Source organism: Elongatibacter sediminis (assembly GCF_037892215.1).
Classification (GTDB): Bacteria; Pseudomonadota; Gammaproteobacteria; order Xanthomonadales; family SZUA-36; genus Elongatibacter; species Elongatibacter sediminis.
Genome location: NZ_JAZHOG010000001.1, coordinates 199166 through 216404 on the forward strand (window position 1 = coordinate 199166; position 17239 = coordinate 216404).

The following is a 17239-nucleotide window of genomic DNA, read 5'->3' on the forward strand; positions in this document are numbered from 1 at the left end:
CTCGCGGGATAAACCTGCTCGCTCCCGGGCAAGACGGCGGCATGCGGATTCGGTCGAATGGAAGCACGAACGATCCGCCGGTGGCCACCTGCAGCGCCCCGGATCGTGCAACTCTTTACAATGACCGCTCCTGAATCCGGCTCCCCCGCAACGCGACTGACGAATGATCCGCTGGCTGTTTCTCACGCATCGATACCTCGGCATCGCCATCGGTCTGATCATGGCGATGTGGTGCCTGTCGGGCATCGTCATGATGTACGTGCAATACCCGGAACTCGGTGAGCGTGACCGACTGGCCAATCTCGACCCTCTGGATTTCACATCCTGCTGCCATTTACCCCCGGGGGCACTCGACACCGCCCCGTCATTTACCGGCTTCCGCATCCAGATGCTGGCCGGAACACCGGTACTTCAACTCCAGTCGGCCAACCCGCGCCGGATCGGACCGCAGTTCGACCTCGCCCGCGGTGAGCGGCTCGACGCACCCGGGCCGGACCGCATCCGCCGGGCCTCGGAAGCCTGGCAGGAACGGGCCGGCGTGCAGGGGTCGCTGAGTTACGAAGGAGCGCTGTACAACGATCAGTGGACTGTCTATGCGGCGTACAACCCGCACCGGCCGCTGCACCGTTTTGCTGCCGGCGATGAAGCCGGAACCGAATGGTATGTTTCGGACACCACGGGAGAGGTCGTCCAGGTCACCACCGCACATCAACGCTTCTGGAACTGGCTGGGCGCGGTTGCTCACTGGCTTTATCCGACGATACTCCGCCAGCACACGGCCGTGTGGGCGCAAGTCGTCACCTGGCTCACCTTCATCGGCATCTTTCTGACGGTAATCGGGCTCTACGTCGGCCTGAAACAATACAAGGCGCGCAGCAACGGCCGACGTTCGCCTTACCGCGGCGCCTCGCTCTGGCATCACTACAGCGGCCTGGTTTTCGGCATCCTGGTTTTGAGCTGGGTTGTCAGCGGACTGTTTTCGATGAACCCCTGGGGCATGCTTGAAGGTGAAAGTGCCGCGCCCGAGCAGGCCCGCCTGCACGATCAGGGCATCGATCCCGCCCGGCTGGAACGGTTCATCGACCGCCTGGGCCCGACCGCCGCAGGCGCGCAATGGGTTCGCCTGGAGGGCCGTTCCATCGGCGGTGAATTTGCCGTCCTGACCCTGAATCGCCAGGGTGCGAAAACCCGGCTGGACGAGCGACTGGTGACCCGGCCCCTGACACCCAAGCAATGGCAGGCGCTCGCGGCCCGACTGAGGCCCGATACGGCCGTCGCTGACGCCGGACTGCTGCATGACGAGGACAACTACTATTACGAACATCACGATCGACGTGACTTCCCGGTGTACCGCATCGTGTTCGACGATCCCGGTCAGACCCGCTACTACCTCGACGCGGTCAGCGGCGAACTCGTGTTGAAAATCGACGCCGAACGTCGCTGGTATCGATGGCTGCACTACGGACTCCACCGGGGTGACTTCAGCGCATTCCTGCGTGGCCGGCCGGTCTGGGATATGTTCATGCTGATGTTGATGGGTGGCGTCAGCATTTCGTGCCTGACCGGTGCCTGGATGGGTGTGCGCCGGCTGCGCCGCAATCGCCGCCTGCGCGCCAGCCGGCGACTGCACGGCACCTGAACGCGGAAACACGGCCCACGGGGAACACCATGTCAGACACCGACCGCAGCAAATGGAACCGCCGCTACCGCGAAGGCGCGTACGGTGACCGCAAGCACCCGACCCCGCTACTCGAGCGGTGGATTGAAAAAATCCCGTGCGGCAAAGCCCTGGATGTGGCCTGCGGCGCCGGGCGCAATGCCCTGTTTCTGGCCGCGAGGGGATTTGAAGTCGATGCCGTCGATATTTCGGCTGCCGGCCTGGAACGGGGCCGCGCCATGGCCCGCGGAGCAGGGCTGAAAATCCACTGGATCGAGCACGATTTCGACAGCCCACTCGAAACGACAGGCGAGTATCAACTCATTCTGATGGTTCGTTACGTGAATCTGCCGCTGCTGAACGGTCTGTGCGACCGGCTCGCGCCCGGGGGCTTTCTGATGTGCGAGGAACACCTCCGGGTCGCATCAGGCGAAGACCTCGCCGGCCCCTCCAATCCGGCATTCCGGGTGCGTCCGGGCGATTTGCAGAAAGCCGCCACGGGACTGGACATCGAGTACTCGTTCGAAGGACGGCTGCGGGATCCGGACGGGCGCCAGGTCGCACTGGCTCAGCTCGTGGGCCGCCGCCCGCCGCACAACTGATACTCGAACGGCACCCGAACGGTATCGCCATCCGGACCCGGACCCGAAATCTCGGCCAGGAGCCGATCGCCATCCCGCCGATATTCGATACGTTGGGGAAAATCGTGCGCCGGATTCTCAAAAACCAGGCGGGTTTCATCCCGACGGGTCAGCATGAAAGACACCGCTGTCCCACCGTTGGGCTGGGCCACGTACATCGGACCGTGCGCACCATTGACGATTCTGACGTACTCGAAGCCCACCATCCGGTCATTTTTCACGGTGCGGGACATGCCGATCGTTTCCCCGCCCTGCGGAGCCATCCAGGTTTCCTCTGTCAGCATACCGCCGGCATCACGGCACCAACGCCCTTGCAGCCAATCGGGCTGCAAGCCTTCGGCCTGCACCGGCACGGAGGGCAGAAAGGCGGCAGCGGCGAAAACGAGCACGCGGAAGGACGGGTTCACGGTAGGCTCCGTTGATTTTCCCTGTCAGAATAGCCCAAATTTTCCCGGCCGCATCAAAAATCAGTCGCCGTGTCGAATTTCGCGGCGCCGAAACGACAGGCATGCAAATGCCGTGCTAGGCTGAATCCAGGGCTTTGAACCGGATTCGGGCCGTTCCTGACACGGTCAGGTCCGGGCCAGGCCAGGCGCGGCGGCGCAACTCGCCGCGGAATCATTCACATCGGACCATGACCATCGATCTCAGTCGCTACAACCGCCAGATGCTGTTACCGGGCTTCGGAGAGGCCGGCCAGCGGCGGCTGGCGGAATCCACCGCCCTGATACTCGGCTGCGGCGCACTCGGCACCGTGGCCGCCGACGGACTGGCCCGCGCCGGTGTGGGCCACCTGATCATCGTCGACCGCGACTTCATCGAACTCAGCAATCTGCAACGGCAGGTCCTGTTCGACGAGGATGACGTCGCCGAAGGCCTGCCGAAAGCCGAGGCGGCCCGGCGCAAAATCGCCCGCATCAATTCCCAGGTGCAGGTCACCGCCATCGTCGACGACATCAACCACACCAACATCGCCCGCCTGGCGGCGGATGCCGACATCCTGGTCGATGGTCTCGACAACATCGAGACCCGTTATCTGGTCAACGATTGCGCGGTAAAGCACGCCATTCCCTACGTCTACGGCGGGGCCGTGGGCACCACCGGCATGGCCTGCGCGATACTGCCTCACAGCGCGGACGGCACGGCCTGGTGGGAGACCTCACCGGCCGGCAGTCACGCCACACCCTGCCTGCGCTGCCTCTTTCCCGAAGCCCCGGGACCCGGCGAAAACCCGACCTGCGACACGGTGGGCGTGATTGGCCCGGCGGTAACCATCGTCGCCGCCTTCGAGGTCAATGAAGCGCTGAAAATACTGACCGGCAACCTGGACCGGGTGAATACCCGGCTGCTCAATCTCGACCTGTGGTCCAACAGCATCACCCAACTGGACATCGGCGCCATTCGCGAGTCCACGAACTGCCCGTGCTGCCGGCAGCGCCGATTCGACTATCTCGATGGTGAAGCCGGCTCCACCGCGGCCGCGCTGTGTGGCCGCAACGCGGTTCAACTCCGGCACCGGCAAAGCGAAGGGGGCAACGCAGGACTGGAGGAAATCGCCGAACGCCTGCGCCGCCACGGCCAGGTCAAGGTCAACGAATTCATGTTGCGCGCCCAACTCACCGACAACGGACAGCCTTTCGAAGTCACCCTGTTCGCCGATGGCCGCGCCATCGTCAAGGGCACGGACGAAGCCACGGTCGCGCGGGGCATTTATGCCCGTTTCATCGGTAATTGAAGTCGATGTCGATTTGACGCGCGCCCGTTCGATCAACGAGGAGAGACCCAGCACACGAGGTAGAGACAAATGACCGGAATCCGAGTTCTCGTCGGCACCCGCAAGGGCGCCTTCATCCTGACGTCCGATGACGACCGCCGAACCTGGAAAGTCGACGGCCCGCATTTCGCAGGCTGGGAGATCTACCACATGAACGGCTCGCCGGCGGATCCGGACCGCATCTATGCTTCCCAGTCCAGCAGCTGGTTCGGACAGATCATCCAGCGCTCCGACGACGGCGGAAGAAGCTGGCACCAGCCCGGCTCGCCAAACGGCCCCGAGACATCCGAATCCGGCATGCCGCAGGGCGAAAGCAACCGTTTCGTGTACGACACGTCCGATGAAACAGGCCGCCCGCTGAGCACCCACCAGTGGTACGACGGCACCCCGCACCCGTGGGAGTTCGCCCGGGTCTGGCACCTGGAACCCTCATTGTCCGACCCCGATACGGTGTACGCCGGGGTCGAGGATGCCGCCCTGTTCCGTTCCACCGACGGCGGCACCACCTGGCACGAACTGGCCGCGCTCCGCGGCCACGAGACCGGACCGGGATGGCAGCCCGGTGCCGGCGGACTGTGCCTGCACACCATCGTGATCGATCCCAACAATGAAGACCGGATTTTCACGGCCGTGTCGGCCGCGGGCGCTTTCCGCACCGATGACGGCGGCCAGAGCTGGAAACCCATCAACCAGGGCCTGCACTCGCAGTACATTCCCGACCCCACGGCCCCCGTCGGCCATTGCGTGCACCGCATCGCCATCCACCCCAAAAACCCGGACACGCTGTTCATGCAGAAGCACTGGGACGTGATGCGCAGTGACGACGCCGGCGACAACTGGTATGAAGTCAGCGGCGACCTGCCCAGTGATTTCGGCTTCCCCATCGCGGTACATGCGCACGAACCGGAGACCATCTACGTGGTGCCGATCGAAAGCGATTCGCTGCACTACCCGCCGGAAGGCAAGCTGCGCGTCTACCGCAGCCGCAGCGGCGGCAACGACTGGGAAGCCCTCACCAACGGACTGCCGCAGAAGAACTGCTACGTGAACATTCTGCGGGACGCCATGGCGGTGGATGACCGTGATCCCTGCGGTATCTACTTCGGCACCACCGGGGGCCAGGTCTATGCCTCGGCCGATTCAGGCGACCACTGGCAACCCATCGTGCGCGACCTGCCCGCCGTGCTTTCGGTGGAAGTGCAGACCCTGGCGTGAACCCGGCGGCTGGCGATGGCGGCAGCCGGGTCCGGGTCACCCTGCCCCATCACCTGCAGACCCTGGCGCGCTGCGAACCGGAGCTCACCCTGCGGGTGCCCGGCCCGGTCACCCGTGACGCCATCCTCGATGCGCTGGAAAGCCATTACCCGATGCTGCGCGGCACCGTGCGCGACCACGTCACCCGGGAACGCCGTCCCAAGGTGCGCTTCTTCGCCTGCTCCCGGGACATCAGCCACGATCCGCCGGACCAGCCACTGCCGGACCCCATCGCCCGCGGCACCGAGCCGTTCATGATCGTCGGCGCCATATCCGGCGGCTGAGCCGGAATCCCCCCGCAACGCCGACCCCGGGGACCGATCCGTTCGGCCCCGGCTTCGGCACAGTCGACCGCGCTTCCACAGCGCCGCCACATAGCCTTCACGGTCCGGTCACGATCATCCCGTTACCTTCCGCATCGACAGCCACTCAATCCGCACGTGTCTCGGGCACGATTTCGAAGGAGCTGATTCGATGAAAGTATTGCGTTATGCACTGATCGCCCTGCTGTGTGCAGGCATCCAACCCGCGTTCGGCGCGGCGCGAGTTGCCGTTCTGCATCTCGCCCCTTTCGCGCCGGCAATCGAAGACACCGCGGTCGACATCGCCATCAACGGCGAGACCACGTTCACCGGCGTCCTGTACAAGGACTTCGTCGACTATGTGGAACTGGATGCGGGCGATTACATGATTGAAGTATTTCCCGCCGGCACGCAGACCGCCGTCATGTCCGGCATGTTCAGCCTCGAGGACGACACTGATTACAGCGTATTCGCCGTGGGCAACGGCAGTACCCAGGACCTCGAGTTGCTGGCTCTGCAGGATGCGAATGCCATGGCGCCACCGGCCACGGTTCACGTTCGCGTCGTGCACGCGGCCCCTTTCGCCGCAGCGCCGGCCGATACCGAAGTTTCCATCCGCACGGCCGGAGGTGACGTGGTCAACGGACTGGTCGGCGTGCCCTATGGCGTTACCAGTGGCTTTTTTGAACTCCCCGCGGGCGAGTACGATCTCAAGGTCGCGTCCAACGACGGTTCCGTCAACTTCATCGACCCGCTGCCCGCGATGCTTCCGGCCGGTGGCAACATCACCCTGTACGCCATCGGCGACGGCATCAATCAACCGCTGGGCATTCTGGCCTTCCCGGTGGGTGAACTGGCCACCCGCACGCCGGTCGACAACAGCGCCAACGGCTGGTGGAACATCCTCGAGGGATCCGGCCAGGGCTTCATTCTGCAGCCCATGCCGTCCCAGAATCGCCTGGTGGGCACCTGGTACACCTACGACGAGGCGGGCAATCCCCTGTTCCTGACCTTCGACAGCTGCCAGGAAGATGTTGGCGACAACGGTTTCGAGTGCTCCACCCCTGGTGCGTTCGACGGCCTCACCGCCGAAACCGCGTTGTTCCTGAGCACCGGCGGCGGACCGCAGGACGGACAGGAAGTGTTGACCGAGCGCATCGGCACCATCGATTTCGAAATCGGCGGGTGCAATGACGCCACCGCGAGGGTTACCCTCGACGGCGAAGCGCCGGAAATCTACACCGGCAAACGTCTGACCCAGCCCCTCCCGTGCACGCTGGTGCAGTAAGCCGCACCGCACATCACGTTAAACGCGGGGCCTGCCTGGCCCCGCGTTTTTATTTGCCGCCCGGAAGATTCGGGCCGTAAACGAAATCACTGGGACACGAAGATGGCGAGAATGGCCAACGGCACGACGAAACGCAGCAGGAAGCGCAACAGCGCCAGGCGGCGGCCGTCGGCAATACCCAGTTCATCCGACACCAGTACCCGCGACATGACCCAGCCCGCGAACACCGCGATGAGCAACCCGTTCAGCGGCATCAACACGTTCACTGTCACGTACTCCAGCAAATCGAAAACCGTTTTCTCGGACAATACCGGCAGCATCCCCAGCGGTTTGTAGCCGGCCCAGATGTTGAACGAGAACACCGACCCCAGACCGACCAGCCAGATGGCCAGGCCCACCGCGACCGAAACCCGGCGCCGACTCCAGCCGCGGTGCTCCTCGGCCCACGACACGATGGGTTCGACCCCCGAGATGGTGGAGGTCAGGGCCGCGATGCCGACCAGCACGAAGAAAACGGTCGCGATGATACGGCCACCGGGCATCTGACCGAAGGCGACCGGCAGGGTTTCGAAGATCAGCCCCGGTCCCGAGTTGGGCTCCAGCCCGGCCGCGAATACGATGGGAAAGATCGCCAGTGCGGCCAGCAGGGCCACCAGCAGGTCCGCCCCCGCAATGATAAAGGCGGACGAAGACAGGCGAACGTTTTTGGGCATGTAGGCGGCGTAGGTAATCATGACCGCCTGGCCGACGCCAAGGGTGAAGAAGGCCTGGCCGATGGCCGCCAGAACCACCGAGGCCGATAGTTTGGACGCATCGAAATGGAACAGGAAACGCCAGCCCCGGGCGAAATCCCCGGCCACCGCGGCATAGATCACCATGACCACCAGCAGCACGAACAGCGACGGCATCAGCAGGCGCACGGCCCGTTCCAGCCCGGCCCGGATACCGCTGGCCGCCACGAAAATCGTCAACGCCATGAACACACCGAACCACAACGACAGCCGCCACGGATCGGCCAGCAGTTCAGCAAACAGGGACTGCGAGCCCGAACCGTCTATGCCGGCGAACATTCCACGCGCCGCCAGGCCGATGTAGGCCAGCACCCAGCTGGCCACCACGTAGTAGAAAGTTCCAGCCAGAAAGATCGTCAGAACCATCAGCCAACCGGCCGTGCGCCAATGGCGGCTGGCGCCGGCTTCCCGCGCCAGTGCAGCCATCGTTCCGACCGGGCTCAAACCGCCGCGCCGGCCCATCATCAGTTCCGCGATCAGGATGGGAATACCCACGCCGGCCACGCAAAGCAGGTAGACCATGACAAAAGCCGAACCACCGCTTTCCCCGGCGAGATACGGAAAACGCCAGATGTTGCCCAATCCCACGGCCGCCCCGATGGCGGCAAGCAGGAAAGCGCTGCGGGACGACCAGGTTTCGTGCTGACCGGATTGATCCATGCTGTGACCCCTTGATGCGGATTTTATTGGGTTTCTCGCCGTGTGGCGGACCTAGGGTACCATTGCGGCATTCGTTGCGACGACCCATCCGTGCTGACCCGACAGGACCTCGAACATGAACCTTTTCATCCGCATCCGATCCCTCTCAGCAGCGCTGCTTCTGTCGGTCTGTCTTGGGAGCGGGTTCAGCGTCGCCGTCGCGGCTGAAACCTACGACATCGTTTTGGCCGGTGGACGGGTCATGGACCCGGCGACCGGGCTGGATGCCACACGCCACCTGGGGATCTCCGGCCACCGCATCGAAGCGGTTTCGGAGCAACCGCTGGAAGGAATCCAGATCATCGATTTGAACGGTCTGGTGGTCACACCCGGCTTTGTCGATTACCACGCGCACGGCCAGGACAATCAGGCCAATCGATTGCAGGCCCGCGACGGCGTTACAACCGCCCTCGACCTCGAAGGTGGACGCTACCCGGTCGAATCGTGGTACCGGGAACGCTCCGGAAACGCCGTATTGAATTACGGAGTGTCCGTTTCCCACCACGGCATCCGCAAGGCCCTGTGGCCGGAGGCTGAAGAACCGGAGCGCTGGGCCTACGCCGAAGCCGGCCCCAACGAACTGGGGCAAATCCTCGCCCGTTTCAGAGACGGCCTGTCACAGGGCGGTATCGGCGCCGGACTCGGCCTGGAATACACACCCGGCGCGGGCTATGACGAAGTCTGGTCCATTTTCGATCTGATGGCCGAGCACCGCCTGCCGGTGACCGTACACGTCCGGCGTGCCCGCGGAGAGTGGAATCCGCCACACAGCAACCTCGCATCCATCCAGGAGGTACTCGCCAACGCGGCCGGAACCGGCGCCGCCCTGCACATCGTGCACATCACCCCATCGGCCCTGGCCGACACCGCCATCGCGCTGGCCCTGATCGACGGTGCCCGGGCGGCCGGCGTGGACGTGACCACCGAGGCCTATCCCTATACCGCCGGCAGCACCAGCCTGCGTTCCGCCGCGTTCGACAGCGGCTGGCAGCAACGACTCGGCATGAGCTACGGAGACCTGGTGTGGACCGAAACCGGCGAGCGTCTCACCCGCGAAACCTTCGAGCGTTACCGGGCGCCCGATTACCCGGCCGAGACCACCGCCGTGATCGCGCATTTCATTCCCGAGGAGGCCATGCACCTGGCCATATCGCATCCGGCCGCCCACATCGCCTCGGACGGACTGAGCTGGAAAACCGGCGGCGAACACCCGCGCGGTGCCGGTACGTTTGCACGGGTGCTCGGACACCACGTGCGCGAAAGGCAATCGCTGGACCTGATGACCGCCCTGGCCAAAATGAGCTGGCTGCCGGCGCAGCGACTGGCGCCGTTCGTTCCCGCGATGGCCGACAAGGGCCGCATCGCGGCAGGCGCGGACGCTGACCTGACGGTGTTCGACCCCGAACGGGTGATCGACCGCGCCACGTACACCCAGCCCATGCAGGCATCGGCAGGCATCACCCACGTGCTCGTGGGCGGCACTTTCGTGGTTCGCGATGGCCACCATGTCGACGGCGTATTCCCCGGCCGTGCCCTGCGCGGCACAGGCGCGCCGTGAGGATTTACCGGGCTGCCCCGATTGCGCGAAACGATCTGATCCCTGGCGTCCGGACCGCCGGCGCCGGGACCATCACGGGTCGCTGAAGTACAGGCCGACCCACACGGGGTCGTGGTCGGAACTGCGGTAGGGGTCCGGCGCGTACAGAGGTCTGCTTCCGGGCCGCACCTCGTGCGCTTTTTCCCCGCTGTCACGGACCGTGTCGTTGTAATCCAGCAACCGGTTCTCATCGGCATTGATGTGCCAGACCCCGCCACCCGCCAGCCGGGACGCCAGCTGCGGACTGGCCAACGCATGGTCGAGAGCTCCGGCCACACCGCGGTACACGAAGCTGTGGGCGGAGGAATCCAGCACATCGACATAGCCCGCCCGCCGCAGCACCTGCAGCGGATCTTCGCGGTAGTAACTGTTGAAATCGCCGATTACCAGGATGTTGCGCTCTGCCCGCGCGGCGGAATCCCCCGCAGACAACGAGTTCGTGTCCATCCAGTCGACCAGCACCTCTATTGCCCGGGTTCGGGTGCCGTTGCAGTTGCCCTGGATGTCGCTGTCATCGCCCGGCCCGCAGAGCGACCCCTTGGACTTGAGATGCAGCAGAACCACGGTAAAGGATTCACGCCCCGCTGTGCCGCTGGAAGGCCCCGGCGTGAAGGTCTGCACCAGCGCGGGGCGGTTGCGTTGCTCACCCGTTGCGTTCGGGTCGGTGAAAGCCGGTTCCGCGAATACCCGAGAAGGGCCGGAGGGGCCGACGACCCCGGGCTTGAACATCATCCCGACCTTGATCTCGTCCTCACCACCGCTGCGCCCGGCCGGAATGAACGCATAGGTTTGAGCACCCAGGGCCGCGTTGACGGCGGCCGTCAGTGCCGGCAGGGCGTCATTCTCTGCATTGCCATCGTTTTCCAGTTCCAGCAGGCCGAGCACATCGGCGTCCAGCGCCACGATGGCCGCCACCAGCTTGTCGGTCTGGCGCTGGAGTTCGGCCTCCGAGTGCGCACCACGCGCGGTGGGAAATCCACCACCCCGCCCGTCACCGTTGAAGTAGTTCAGCACGTTGAGCACCGCCACCATCACGTCGCCGGAGCGCTGTGGCGGCGCCGGCCGTCGCGGATTGTCGAAGATCACGGCTTCCGAGCGACGCGGTTGCACGGTCCATTGTCCAAAACTGAAGTTCAGCACCCCCGAGAGCCGGTGAACCGTGGCGCCGGTACGGATCGCGTTGTCGACCGCGAAGCCTCCGGGTTGCGGGTGCCATACCGGATCGATGTTCTGCTGCGTATTGAAATCGTCCAGCAGCAGGCTGCGGCGAGCCTGTTCGTCGGACGTCCTGGCGAAACCCTCCCGGGACAGGGGCAATGCGCCGTCCTGCCCGTAGTGCCGCAGCCGGCCGCCCTGCGACAGGCGCAATTGTCCGTAGCGGGCGAGGTCCCCCTGTCCGGTGACGGTCAGAGGCTGGTCGAAACGGACCCACATCCCCTCGAAGCGCTCGAAGTAGGCATCCCGGGTGGCGAAGTCCGGCGCTACCGGCAGATGGATGACCGCCGGCGTCACGGGGCCGGCGGGCTCGCAGCGGGCCATCGCCCGGACGTCCGCGAGTTGCGTATTACCGGCAAATTCAGCCACCGTCCCGAGAACACGAACGAGGTCGCCTTCGGTCAGTTCCCGCCTCTTCCCCGGATCGAAAACGAACAGGCCTTCCGAAGTCGACGGACTCCCGTCCGCATCCGCGTCTTCCTCCTGTACGAAAAAGCCCTGCAATTCAGGACGCGACGGCCGGGTCTCGCGGGTCTCCTGGTAATCGCCGACCACGACGGCCTCGATCACGACCGGCTCACCCGCCATCGGGCTGACCGGCCCGTCACCCTGAACCGCCGAAATCAGCGTTGCGGGATCACCGCATGCCCCCATCGATTGCAACGCCTGGACTGAACCGTCTGGAGACGCTGACCGATCCGTCGTACGAACGCCCGTCCCGGTCGCGCCGGAATCGGGATTGACGATGAGAAAAACGGCCGCGCCAGCCAGAAGGACAACAAGCGCGACGAGAAGGGCGACCTGCCATCCGACGATTCCATGGCTGCGCGCTGCAGTCATCACGGTTTCATCGTCACCACGGCGCAGGCCCGACCGGGCGGTGAGGCGCCCGAACCGGAACCGGCCCGGGCGCCCATCGCTCAGATCAGCTTTCGACCTTGAATGACCGACCGTCGGCCAGGGTCAGGGTGGTGCCGTCGAAGGTGGCTTCGATGGTCACGTCAGCCACGTTGGTGGCGCCTTCCGAGGAGGCATCCGTCCAGAGAATCACGTTCAGGCTCAGGTTTTCTCCGTCACGATCGTACGTGCCGTAGCCCGAAACGATGGCGTCGGCATCACCTTCGACCAGTACGAAATGACCGTCGACCAGGGCGAAAGCGCCGTCTTCGAGTTGATACAATTCGCCTTCGCCGGGGCCGACCCATTCAAAATCCTGGACAGTGCCGGTACCCATGCTGAACACCAGGCTCAGGGACTCGCCGTCCCGATCGACGGTGACATCGTGCTCCGTGTTGGCCTGGAACGACAGGGACGGGTTCTCGCCACCACTGGTGCTGATGGTCTGCTCGGCGACGAGGTGCACGTAACCGGCGTGCGCCTGGTAGGGACCGGCATGCGCCATCGATCCCTGGGCTTCCAACGGCTCACCGTTGAAAACCGCGTGCTGAATGAAGGTGTCATCCTTGAACAGGAAGACGCCGGTCAGCGGCATTTCGTTTCCGCCTGAAGTCGTGAGCCCGGTGTAGAGCCACAGGCCGGTGACCTGTTTTTCGGTTTCCGCGGCTGTCGCATCGCCGGCGACCGCTGATCCGCTACCCAGGCCCAGGGCAAGCCCAAGAAGGACGAGGCGAGCGGTAGACCGGAAACCGAAGCGGCGGCTGATCGCGTTGACTGAATTCAAATTCATGGTTTGTTCCCAATGGCTTAGTGAGGTGCGGTGTGATCGTGAAGATCCCGAATGACGGGGGATCGCTCCGATTCTAGCCCAAGACGTGCACGCGGGCCCATTCGGGCGCACGGGTGTTGCACCCATCCGCAGGGGTCCGTGCATTCACTGCAACAGGAAATGGCGGGCCGGCCGCCCCGCCCGGCCGGTGGTATTGCGGTTCCGGCCCGCGCGGCGGTATGGTCAGGGTCCGGTCACACGGCACCAAGCCGCAAGGAGAAGACGATGTCCCGATCCATCAGGGCCGTGCGGGTCGCAATCGCGCTCGCGGCAATGCTCGCGGCAACCCTGCCCGCCATCGCCGAGCAAACCACCGCCGATCCCGGCTACACGCGCGCCATTGCGGCGGATGCCGACCAACTGCGCCATGCCCGGGTCAACGGGGTGCGACTGGCCTACCGCCTCGAAGGCGCGGGCACACCGGTCATCTTTGTTCACGGCGAGGGCTATTCCCACGAGTTGTGGGGCCAGCAGCTTGACGCATTCAGCCGCGACTACCTGTTCGTGAGCTACGACCGGCGCGGGCACGGACAGTCGGAAGATCCGCTCACCGGCTATTCCGAGACCGCGCACGCCAACGACCTCGAAGGACTGATCCGTCACCTCGGCATCGACGACGCGCACTTTGTGGTCAATTCGCGCGGTGGCGCCATCATCATTCGCTTTCTGAAACTCTACCCGCAGCGGGTACGCAGCATCACTTTTGCCGATGCCACCATACCGCTGAGTCCCATTACCGAGGAAAGCGCTTTCCACGGAGCCGTGACCGCGCTGCACGGCCCCGCACCGACGCTCGAGCAGGTCATTGCGGGCCGCGACCGGGCCAAGACCTCGCGATTCACCCGTATCGCCCAGTCGCGAGACGACGTACGTCCGGTGCTGCATCGCATGGTCGACGCCTACAGTCCGCGGGTGTCCGCCAATCCACAGCGGTCCGACATGGCCTCGGCCACGCACATCGGTCCCTGGAATTCCCGTGACTTTCCGGACATGGCCACCATGGCCCAGCCGATCCTGCTGATCGTCGCCGAACACGGCGATCCCTTCTTCATCGCCGGCGCGCAGGAAGCCCACCGACTGTGGCCCAACACACGCTATCACCTGATGGGGGACGTCGATCACCTGCTCATGCTCGAAGCCCCGGAAGACTTCAACCAGCGGGTCGGCGCTTTCATCCGGGAAGTGGATGAGCAGATCGCCGGCCGCGCCCGCTGGACCGAAGTCAAGCGGGGCGGTGACTACGACTGAGGAAGTTTCCTATTCGGACGATTCCGGCTTGCGCCAGGTAAAGAATTCCACGGTATAACCGCCCGGATCGGTCACGACGAATCCACGCACCGGCGCGCGGCCCTCGCCGGCTTCGCTGTCCTCGGGCGGCAATTCGCTGACCACCGGCACCCCGGCGGACACCAGGCGCTGGTACCAGGCATCGACGTCATCGGTCACGATGCTCAACATGGCCGGTTTGTCCTCCGACACGGCATGCAGGCCGCGGCCATTGGCCACCAGCCCCACCGAAGAACCCGGCGTCAACCGGTAAATCTTGACCCAGTCCTCGTCCATGGTTTTTTCGAGCTTGAGCAGGCCCTCGTAGAACGGGACCAGAGCGTCGATGTCATCGTAGTAGAAAAACGTGACCGTCTCATCGACCGATGCGGTGGCCTCGGTCCCGGCTATCGCCGGCGCGGCCGTCAGGACCGCCAGAGTCATGAGTACTGCGGTGATTGACCAGCCGATCTTCGGCGTCTTCGGGTTTGCATGCCCCATCGGTGAATTCTCCCGTGATCAGAGTGTGGGTGGCTGAAGCCGTCCATGGTACCCCTCATCGGGACACGCACGCAGCACCGTGCCCTGCGCGAGCGAAACAGTTGCGCAAAACGCAATAAGATTTCAACACGATGGCAATGGACCCGGCCGATCCGTTGTTTAAGGTGGAACACCAGCCTACCTAGTCGAACTGCGGGAGATGCCCATGCGCCACTGCAATCTGCTGACCTCAGCCACCACGATACGCGCCTTCACCCTGGCCCTCATCCTGCCACTCACCCTGCCCTTCGCGGACAGCCGGGCCGATGACCGCCCTCCGCTGCCGCTGGAACCCATATTTTCCGGCCCGGACTTCCACACTGAGCGGCTGCGCGATGTGCAATGGGACCCGGACGGTTCCGGCTTCACGTTTCTGCGCACCAGCGCCTCGGGCGGCGCCGCCGACAATGGCGCGGAAAGCGCCCGGGTGCTGATTTTTCGCCACGATCTCGAAACCGGCCGTGAAGAACCCGCCGTGCCGGCCGCAGCCCTTGACTTCGAGGGCGCCGCCATCGCGGTGTCGGGTCATACCTGGTCGCCGGACCGCCGCTTCCTGCTGCTCGACGGACCCCGCGAACGAACCTGGGACAGTGTTTTCCAGGGCCCTCACTACGTGGTGGACGTCGCAACGGGAACGGTCAGCGCGCTGGATGGCGGCAACACGCAGTTGCGCAATGTGCAGCTCTCACCGGCCGGCAGGCACGTCGGTTTCGTCCGCGACAACAATCTGTTCATCACCGATCTGGTGAGCGGCGACACGCGGGCCGTGACCACGGACGGCAACGCCGATATCTTCAACGGCATTTTCGACTACGGCAGCACCGAATTCGGCTTCCGCAACGCCTGGCACTGGTCACCGGACGGTTCGAAAATCGCCTTCTGGCGCCTGGACGCCACCGAGGTGCCGGTCTGGAACATGATCGACCAACTCGGCAAATACCCCGAAGTGCGGCCCATGAAGTACCCCAACACGGGGGAAAAGCACGCGGTGAACCGGATTGGCGTTTACGACCTCGCGAACGGCGAAACCACCTGGATGGATACGGGTGATAACCCCAACGACTACATTCCCCGCATCGACTGGTCCCGCCGCAGTGACACCCTCGCCATCCAGCGACTGAGCCGCGATCACGACCGGCTCGACCTGCTGCTGGCCGACACCACCACCGGCGCCAGCCGCGTCATCGTCACCGACACCGATCCGGCCTGGATCGAAATCACCCGCGATCTCACGTTTTTCAGTGAGCAGGATGCCTTCGTCTGGACCTCGGAGAAAAGTGGCTACCGGCACGCCTACCGTTACGACTACGACGGCAACGAGACCCGCCTCACTTCCGGCGACTGGGAAATTTCCTCGCTGCTGACCGTGGACGAGGCCAACGGCTGGCTCTACTTCACGGGCAAGAAAGACGGATTCATCAACCAGCACGTCTACCGCGTCTCACTCGAGGGGGGGGATGTCGAAAAGCTGTCCGAATCCGACGGCTGGACCACCTGGGCATTCTCCCCGGACCACAACCTGGTCATCGAAACCTGGTCGGATGCAAGCACGCCACCGCGTACGGTATTGCGCCGCCCGGGTGGCGATGTCGTGCGTACGCTGATCGAAAACGATCTGCCGGGACTGGCGAAATACGCGGTGCCGAATCCGGAATTCCTCACCTTTGAAACCGATGACGGCATCACCCTCAATGCCTATATGATCAAGCCGCCCGGCTTCGATCCTTCGAAACGCTATCCGGTGGTGTCTTACGGTTACGGCAACGCCGGCTCGCAGATGGTGGTCAACCGCTGGGGCAGCGCTCGCGGCGCACAGCGTGATCTGTGGCACCGTCACATGGCCGCCCAGGGCTACCTCGTGTGGTGTATGGACAACCGCACCACCGCCGGCCGTGGCAAACAGGCCTACAACCTGACCTACGGCGAATACGGCAAATGGGCCGTGCTCGACCAGGTTCAGGGCGCGACCTACCTGCGCTCACTGCCTTTTGTCGACCCGGAGCGGATCGGCTTCTGGGGCTGGAGCGGAGGCGGCTACCTCGCGGCCGCGCTGATGACCAAGGGTGCCCCGCATTTCCAGGTGGGTGTCAGCGTCGCGCCGGTCATCGACCTGATCAATTACCAGGCCGTGGGCGTGGAACGCTGGATGGACCAGCTCGACGTCAACCCGGAGGGTTACGCGGCCGTGAACCTGGAAAACTTCGCCGACCGTCTGGAGGGCGACCTGTTGCTGATCCACGGCACCGGCGACGAGAACGTCAAATTCGCCTTCACCCTGCAGTTCGCCGACTCCCTGATCAAGGCCGGCAAACAGTTCGACATGATGGTCTACCCCAACGAACATCACGGCATCGAAGGCGCACGGCAACACGTCTACACGAAAATCGCGAACTACTTCCACGACAAGCTCTGAGCCCCGGCACGCGCCAGGCGTAAGACGCGCAAAAAAAGGGCCGGCAGTAGTGCCGGCCCTTCTTGTGCCCAGGCGG

14 protein-coding genes are annotated in these 17239 nt (G+C 64.3%); 9 read left to right on the top strand and 5 right to left on the bottom strand.

All coding sequences use genetic code 11. The features are described 5' to 3' along the window. Nucleotides 1–163: 163 nt before the first annotated feature. Both V3330_RS00800 and V3330_RS00805 read left to right on the top strand, forming a co-directional pair. Entirely contained in the window at nt 164–1639 is a 1476-nt protein-coding gene (locus tag V3330_RS00800; protein ID WP_354693468.1) for a PepSY domain-containing protein, read from the top strand. A gap of 29 nt (nt 1640–1668) precedes the next feature. Further along, nucleotides 1669–2259 carry a class I SAM-dependent methyltransferase gene (locus V3330_RS00805; protein WP_354693469.1) on the top strand — a complete coding sequence of 197 codons (591 nt, stop codon included), beginning with the start codon at nt 1669–1671 and terminating at the stop codon, nt 2257–2259. Here V3330_RS00805 and V3330_RS00810 read toward each other — a convergent pair. Beyond that, nucleotides 2226–2705 carry a DUF6265 family protein gene (locus V3330_RS00810; RefSeq protein ID WP_354693470.1) on the bottom strand — a complete coding sequence of 160 codons (480 nt, stop codon included), beginning with the start codon at nt 2703–2705 and terminating at the stop codon, nt 2226–2228. The two genes, V3330_RS00805 and V3330_RS00810, sit on opposite strands and share 34 nt — an antisense overlap. Before the next feature lie 227 nt (nt 2706–2932). On the opposite strand from V3330_RS00810, the gene V3330_RS00815 reads away from it, so the two are divergent. The 4 genes from V3330_RS00815 (at nt 2933) to V3330_RS00830 (ending at nt 6916) form a co-directional block, all read left to right on the top strand. Beyond that, nucleotides 2933–4033, top strand: a complete 1101-nt coding sequence (locus tag V3330_RS00815) for a ThiF family adenylyltransferase (RefSeq protein ID WP_354693471.1) — start codon at nt 2933–2935, stop codon at nt 4031–4033. 69 nt (nt 4034–4102) lie between these two features. Continuing rightward, complete coding sequence (locus tag V3330_RS00820) at nt 4103–5287, top strand: sialidase family protein (protein WP_354693472.1); 1185 nt, start codon at nt 4103–4105, stop codon at nt 5285–5287. After that, nucleotides 5284–5610, top strand: a complete 327-nt coding sequence (locus V3330_RS00825; RefSeq protein ID WP_354693473.1) for a ubiquitin family protein — start codon at nt 5284–5286, stop codon at nt 5608–5610. Before V3330_RS00820 ends, V3330_RS00825 begins: the two co-directional genes overlap by 4 nt. A 190-nt stretch (nt 5611–5800) precedes the next feature. Beyond that, nucleotides 5801–6916, top strand: coding sequence for a DUF4397 domain-containing protein (locus tag V3330_RS00830; RefSeq protein ID WP_354693474.1), 1116 nt, complete (start codon nt 5801–5803; stop codon nt 6914–6916). An 86-nt stretch (nt 6917–7002) separates the two neighbouring features. Here V3330_RS00830 and V3330_RS00835 read toward each other — a convergent pair whose 3' ends face one another. Further along, the gene (locus tag V3330_RS00835; protein ID WP_354693475.1) at nt 7003–8367 is read right to left on the bottom strand and encodes a sodium-dependent transporter; all 1365 of its coding nucleotides are present in this window, start codon (nt 8365–8367) and stop codon (nt 7003–7005) included. A 115-nt stretch (nt 8368–8482) separates the two neighbouring features. Between V3330_RS00835 and V3330_RS00840 the strand changes: the two genes are divergently transcribed. Next, on the top strand, nt 8483–9964 hold the full coding sequence (locus V3330_RS00840; protein WP_354693476.1) for an amidohydrolase family protein: 1482 nt from the start codon (nt 8483–8485) through the stop codon (nt 9962–9964). A 72-nt stretch (nt 9965–10036) separates the two neighbouring features. Here the strand turns inward: V3330_RS00840 and V3330_RS00845 are convergent, their stop codons facing one another. Together V3330_RS00845 and V3330_RS00850 are read right to left on the bottom strand one after the other, a co-directional pair. Then, entirely contained in the window at nt 10037–12058 is a 2022-nt protein-coding gene (locus V3330_RS00845) for an ExeM/NucH family extracellular endonuclease (RefSeq protein WP_354693477.1), read from the bottom strand. An 85-nt stretch (nt 12059–12143) separates the two neighbouring features. Continuing rightward, complete coding sequence (locus tag V3330_RS00850) at nt 12144–12905, bottom strand: hypothetical protein (RefSeq protein ID WP_354693478.1); 762 nt, start codon at nt 12903–12905, stop codon at nt 12144–12146. A 264-nt stretch (nt 12906–13169) separates the two neighbouring features. On the opposite strand from V3330_RS00850, the gene V3330_RS00855 reads away from it, so the two are divergent. After that, the gene (locus V3330_RS00855) at nt 13170–14192 is read left to right on the top strand and encodes an alpha/beta fold hydrolase (RefSeq protein ID WP_354693479.1); all 1023 of its coding nucleotides are present in this window, start codon (nt 13170–13172) and stop codon (nt 14190–14192) included. A gap of 9 nt (nt 14193–14201) precedes the next feature. Here the strand turns inward: V3330_RS00855 and V3330_RS00860 are convergent, their stop codons facing one another. Beyond that, the gene (locus tag V3330_RS00860; RefSeq protein ID WP_354693480.1) at nt 14202–14654 is read right to left on the bottom strand and encodes a VOC family protein; all 453 of its coding nucleotides are present in this window, start codon (nt 14652–14654) and stop codon (nt 14202–14204) included. A gap of 262 nt (nt 14655–14916) precedes the next feature. Between V3330_RS00860 and V3330_RS00865 the strand changes: the two genes are divergently transcribed. Next, nucleotides 14917–17163 (top strand): S9 family peptidase, encoded by a 2247-nt coding sequence (locus tag V3330_RS00865; RefSeq protein WP_354693481.1) that lies wholly within the window; start codon nt 14917–14919, stop codon nt 17161–17163. Nucleotides 17164–17239: the final 76 nt, after the last annotated feature.

Excerpts from the sequence above, each read along its gene's own strand:
- V3330_RS00800 (WP_354693468.1), top strand. The coding sequence starts at position 164 with ATGATCCGCTGGCTGTTTCTCACGCATCGATACCTCGGCATCGCCATC.
- V3330_RS00805 (WP_354693469.1), top strand. The coding sequence starts at position 1,669 with ATGTCAGACACCGACCGCAGCAAATGGAACCGCCGCTACCGCGAAGGC.
- V3330_RS00815 (WP_354693471.1), top strand. The coding sequence starts at position 2,933 with ATGACCATCGATCTCAGTCGCTACAACCGCCAGATGCTGTTACCGGGC.
- V3330_RS00820 (WP_354693472.1), top strand. The coding sequence starts at position 4,103 with ATGACCGGAATCCGAGTTCTCGTCGGCACCCGCAAGGGCGCCTTCATC.
- V3330_RS00830 (WP_354693474.1), top strand. The coding sequence starts at position 5,801 with ATGAAAGTATTGCGTTATGCACTGATCGCCCTGCTGTGTGCAGGCATC.
- V3330_RS00835 (WP_354693475.1), bottom strand. The coding sequence starts at position 8,367 with ATGGATCAATCCGGTCAGCACGAAACCTGGTCGTCCCGCAGCGCTTTC.
- V3330_RS00840 (WP_354693476.1), top strand. The coding sequence starts at position 8,483 with ATGAACCTTTTCATCCGCATCCGATCCCTCTCAGCAGCGCTGCTTCTG.
- V3330_RS00845 (WP_354693477.1), bottom strand. The coding sequence starts at position 12,058 with ATGACTGCAGCGCGCAGCCATGGAATCGTCGGATGGCAGGTCGCCCTT.
- V3330_RS00850 (WP_354693478.1), bottom strand. The coding sequence starts at position 12,905 with ATGAATTTGAATTCAGTCAACGCGATCAGCCGCCGCTTCGGTTTCCGG.
- V3330_RS00855 (WP_354693479.1), top strand. The coding sequence starts at position 13,170 with ATGTCCCGATCCATCAGGGCCGTGCGGGTCGCAATCGCGCTCGCGGCA.
- V3330_RS00860 (WP_354693480.1), bottom strand. The coding sequence starts at position 14,654 with ATGACTCTGGCGGTCCTGACGGCCGCGCCGGCGATAGCCGGGACCGAG.
- V3330_RS00865 (WP_354693481.1), top strand. The coding sequence starts at position 14,917 with ATGCGCCACTGCAATCTGCTGACCTCAGCCACCACGATACGCGCCTTC.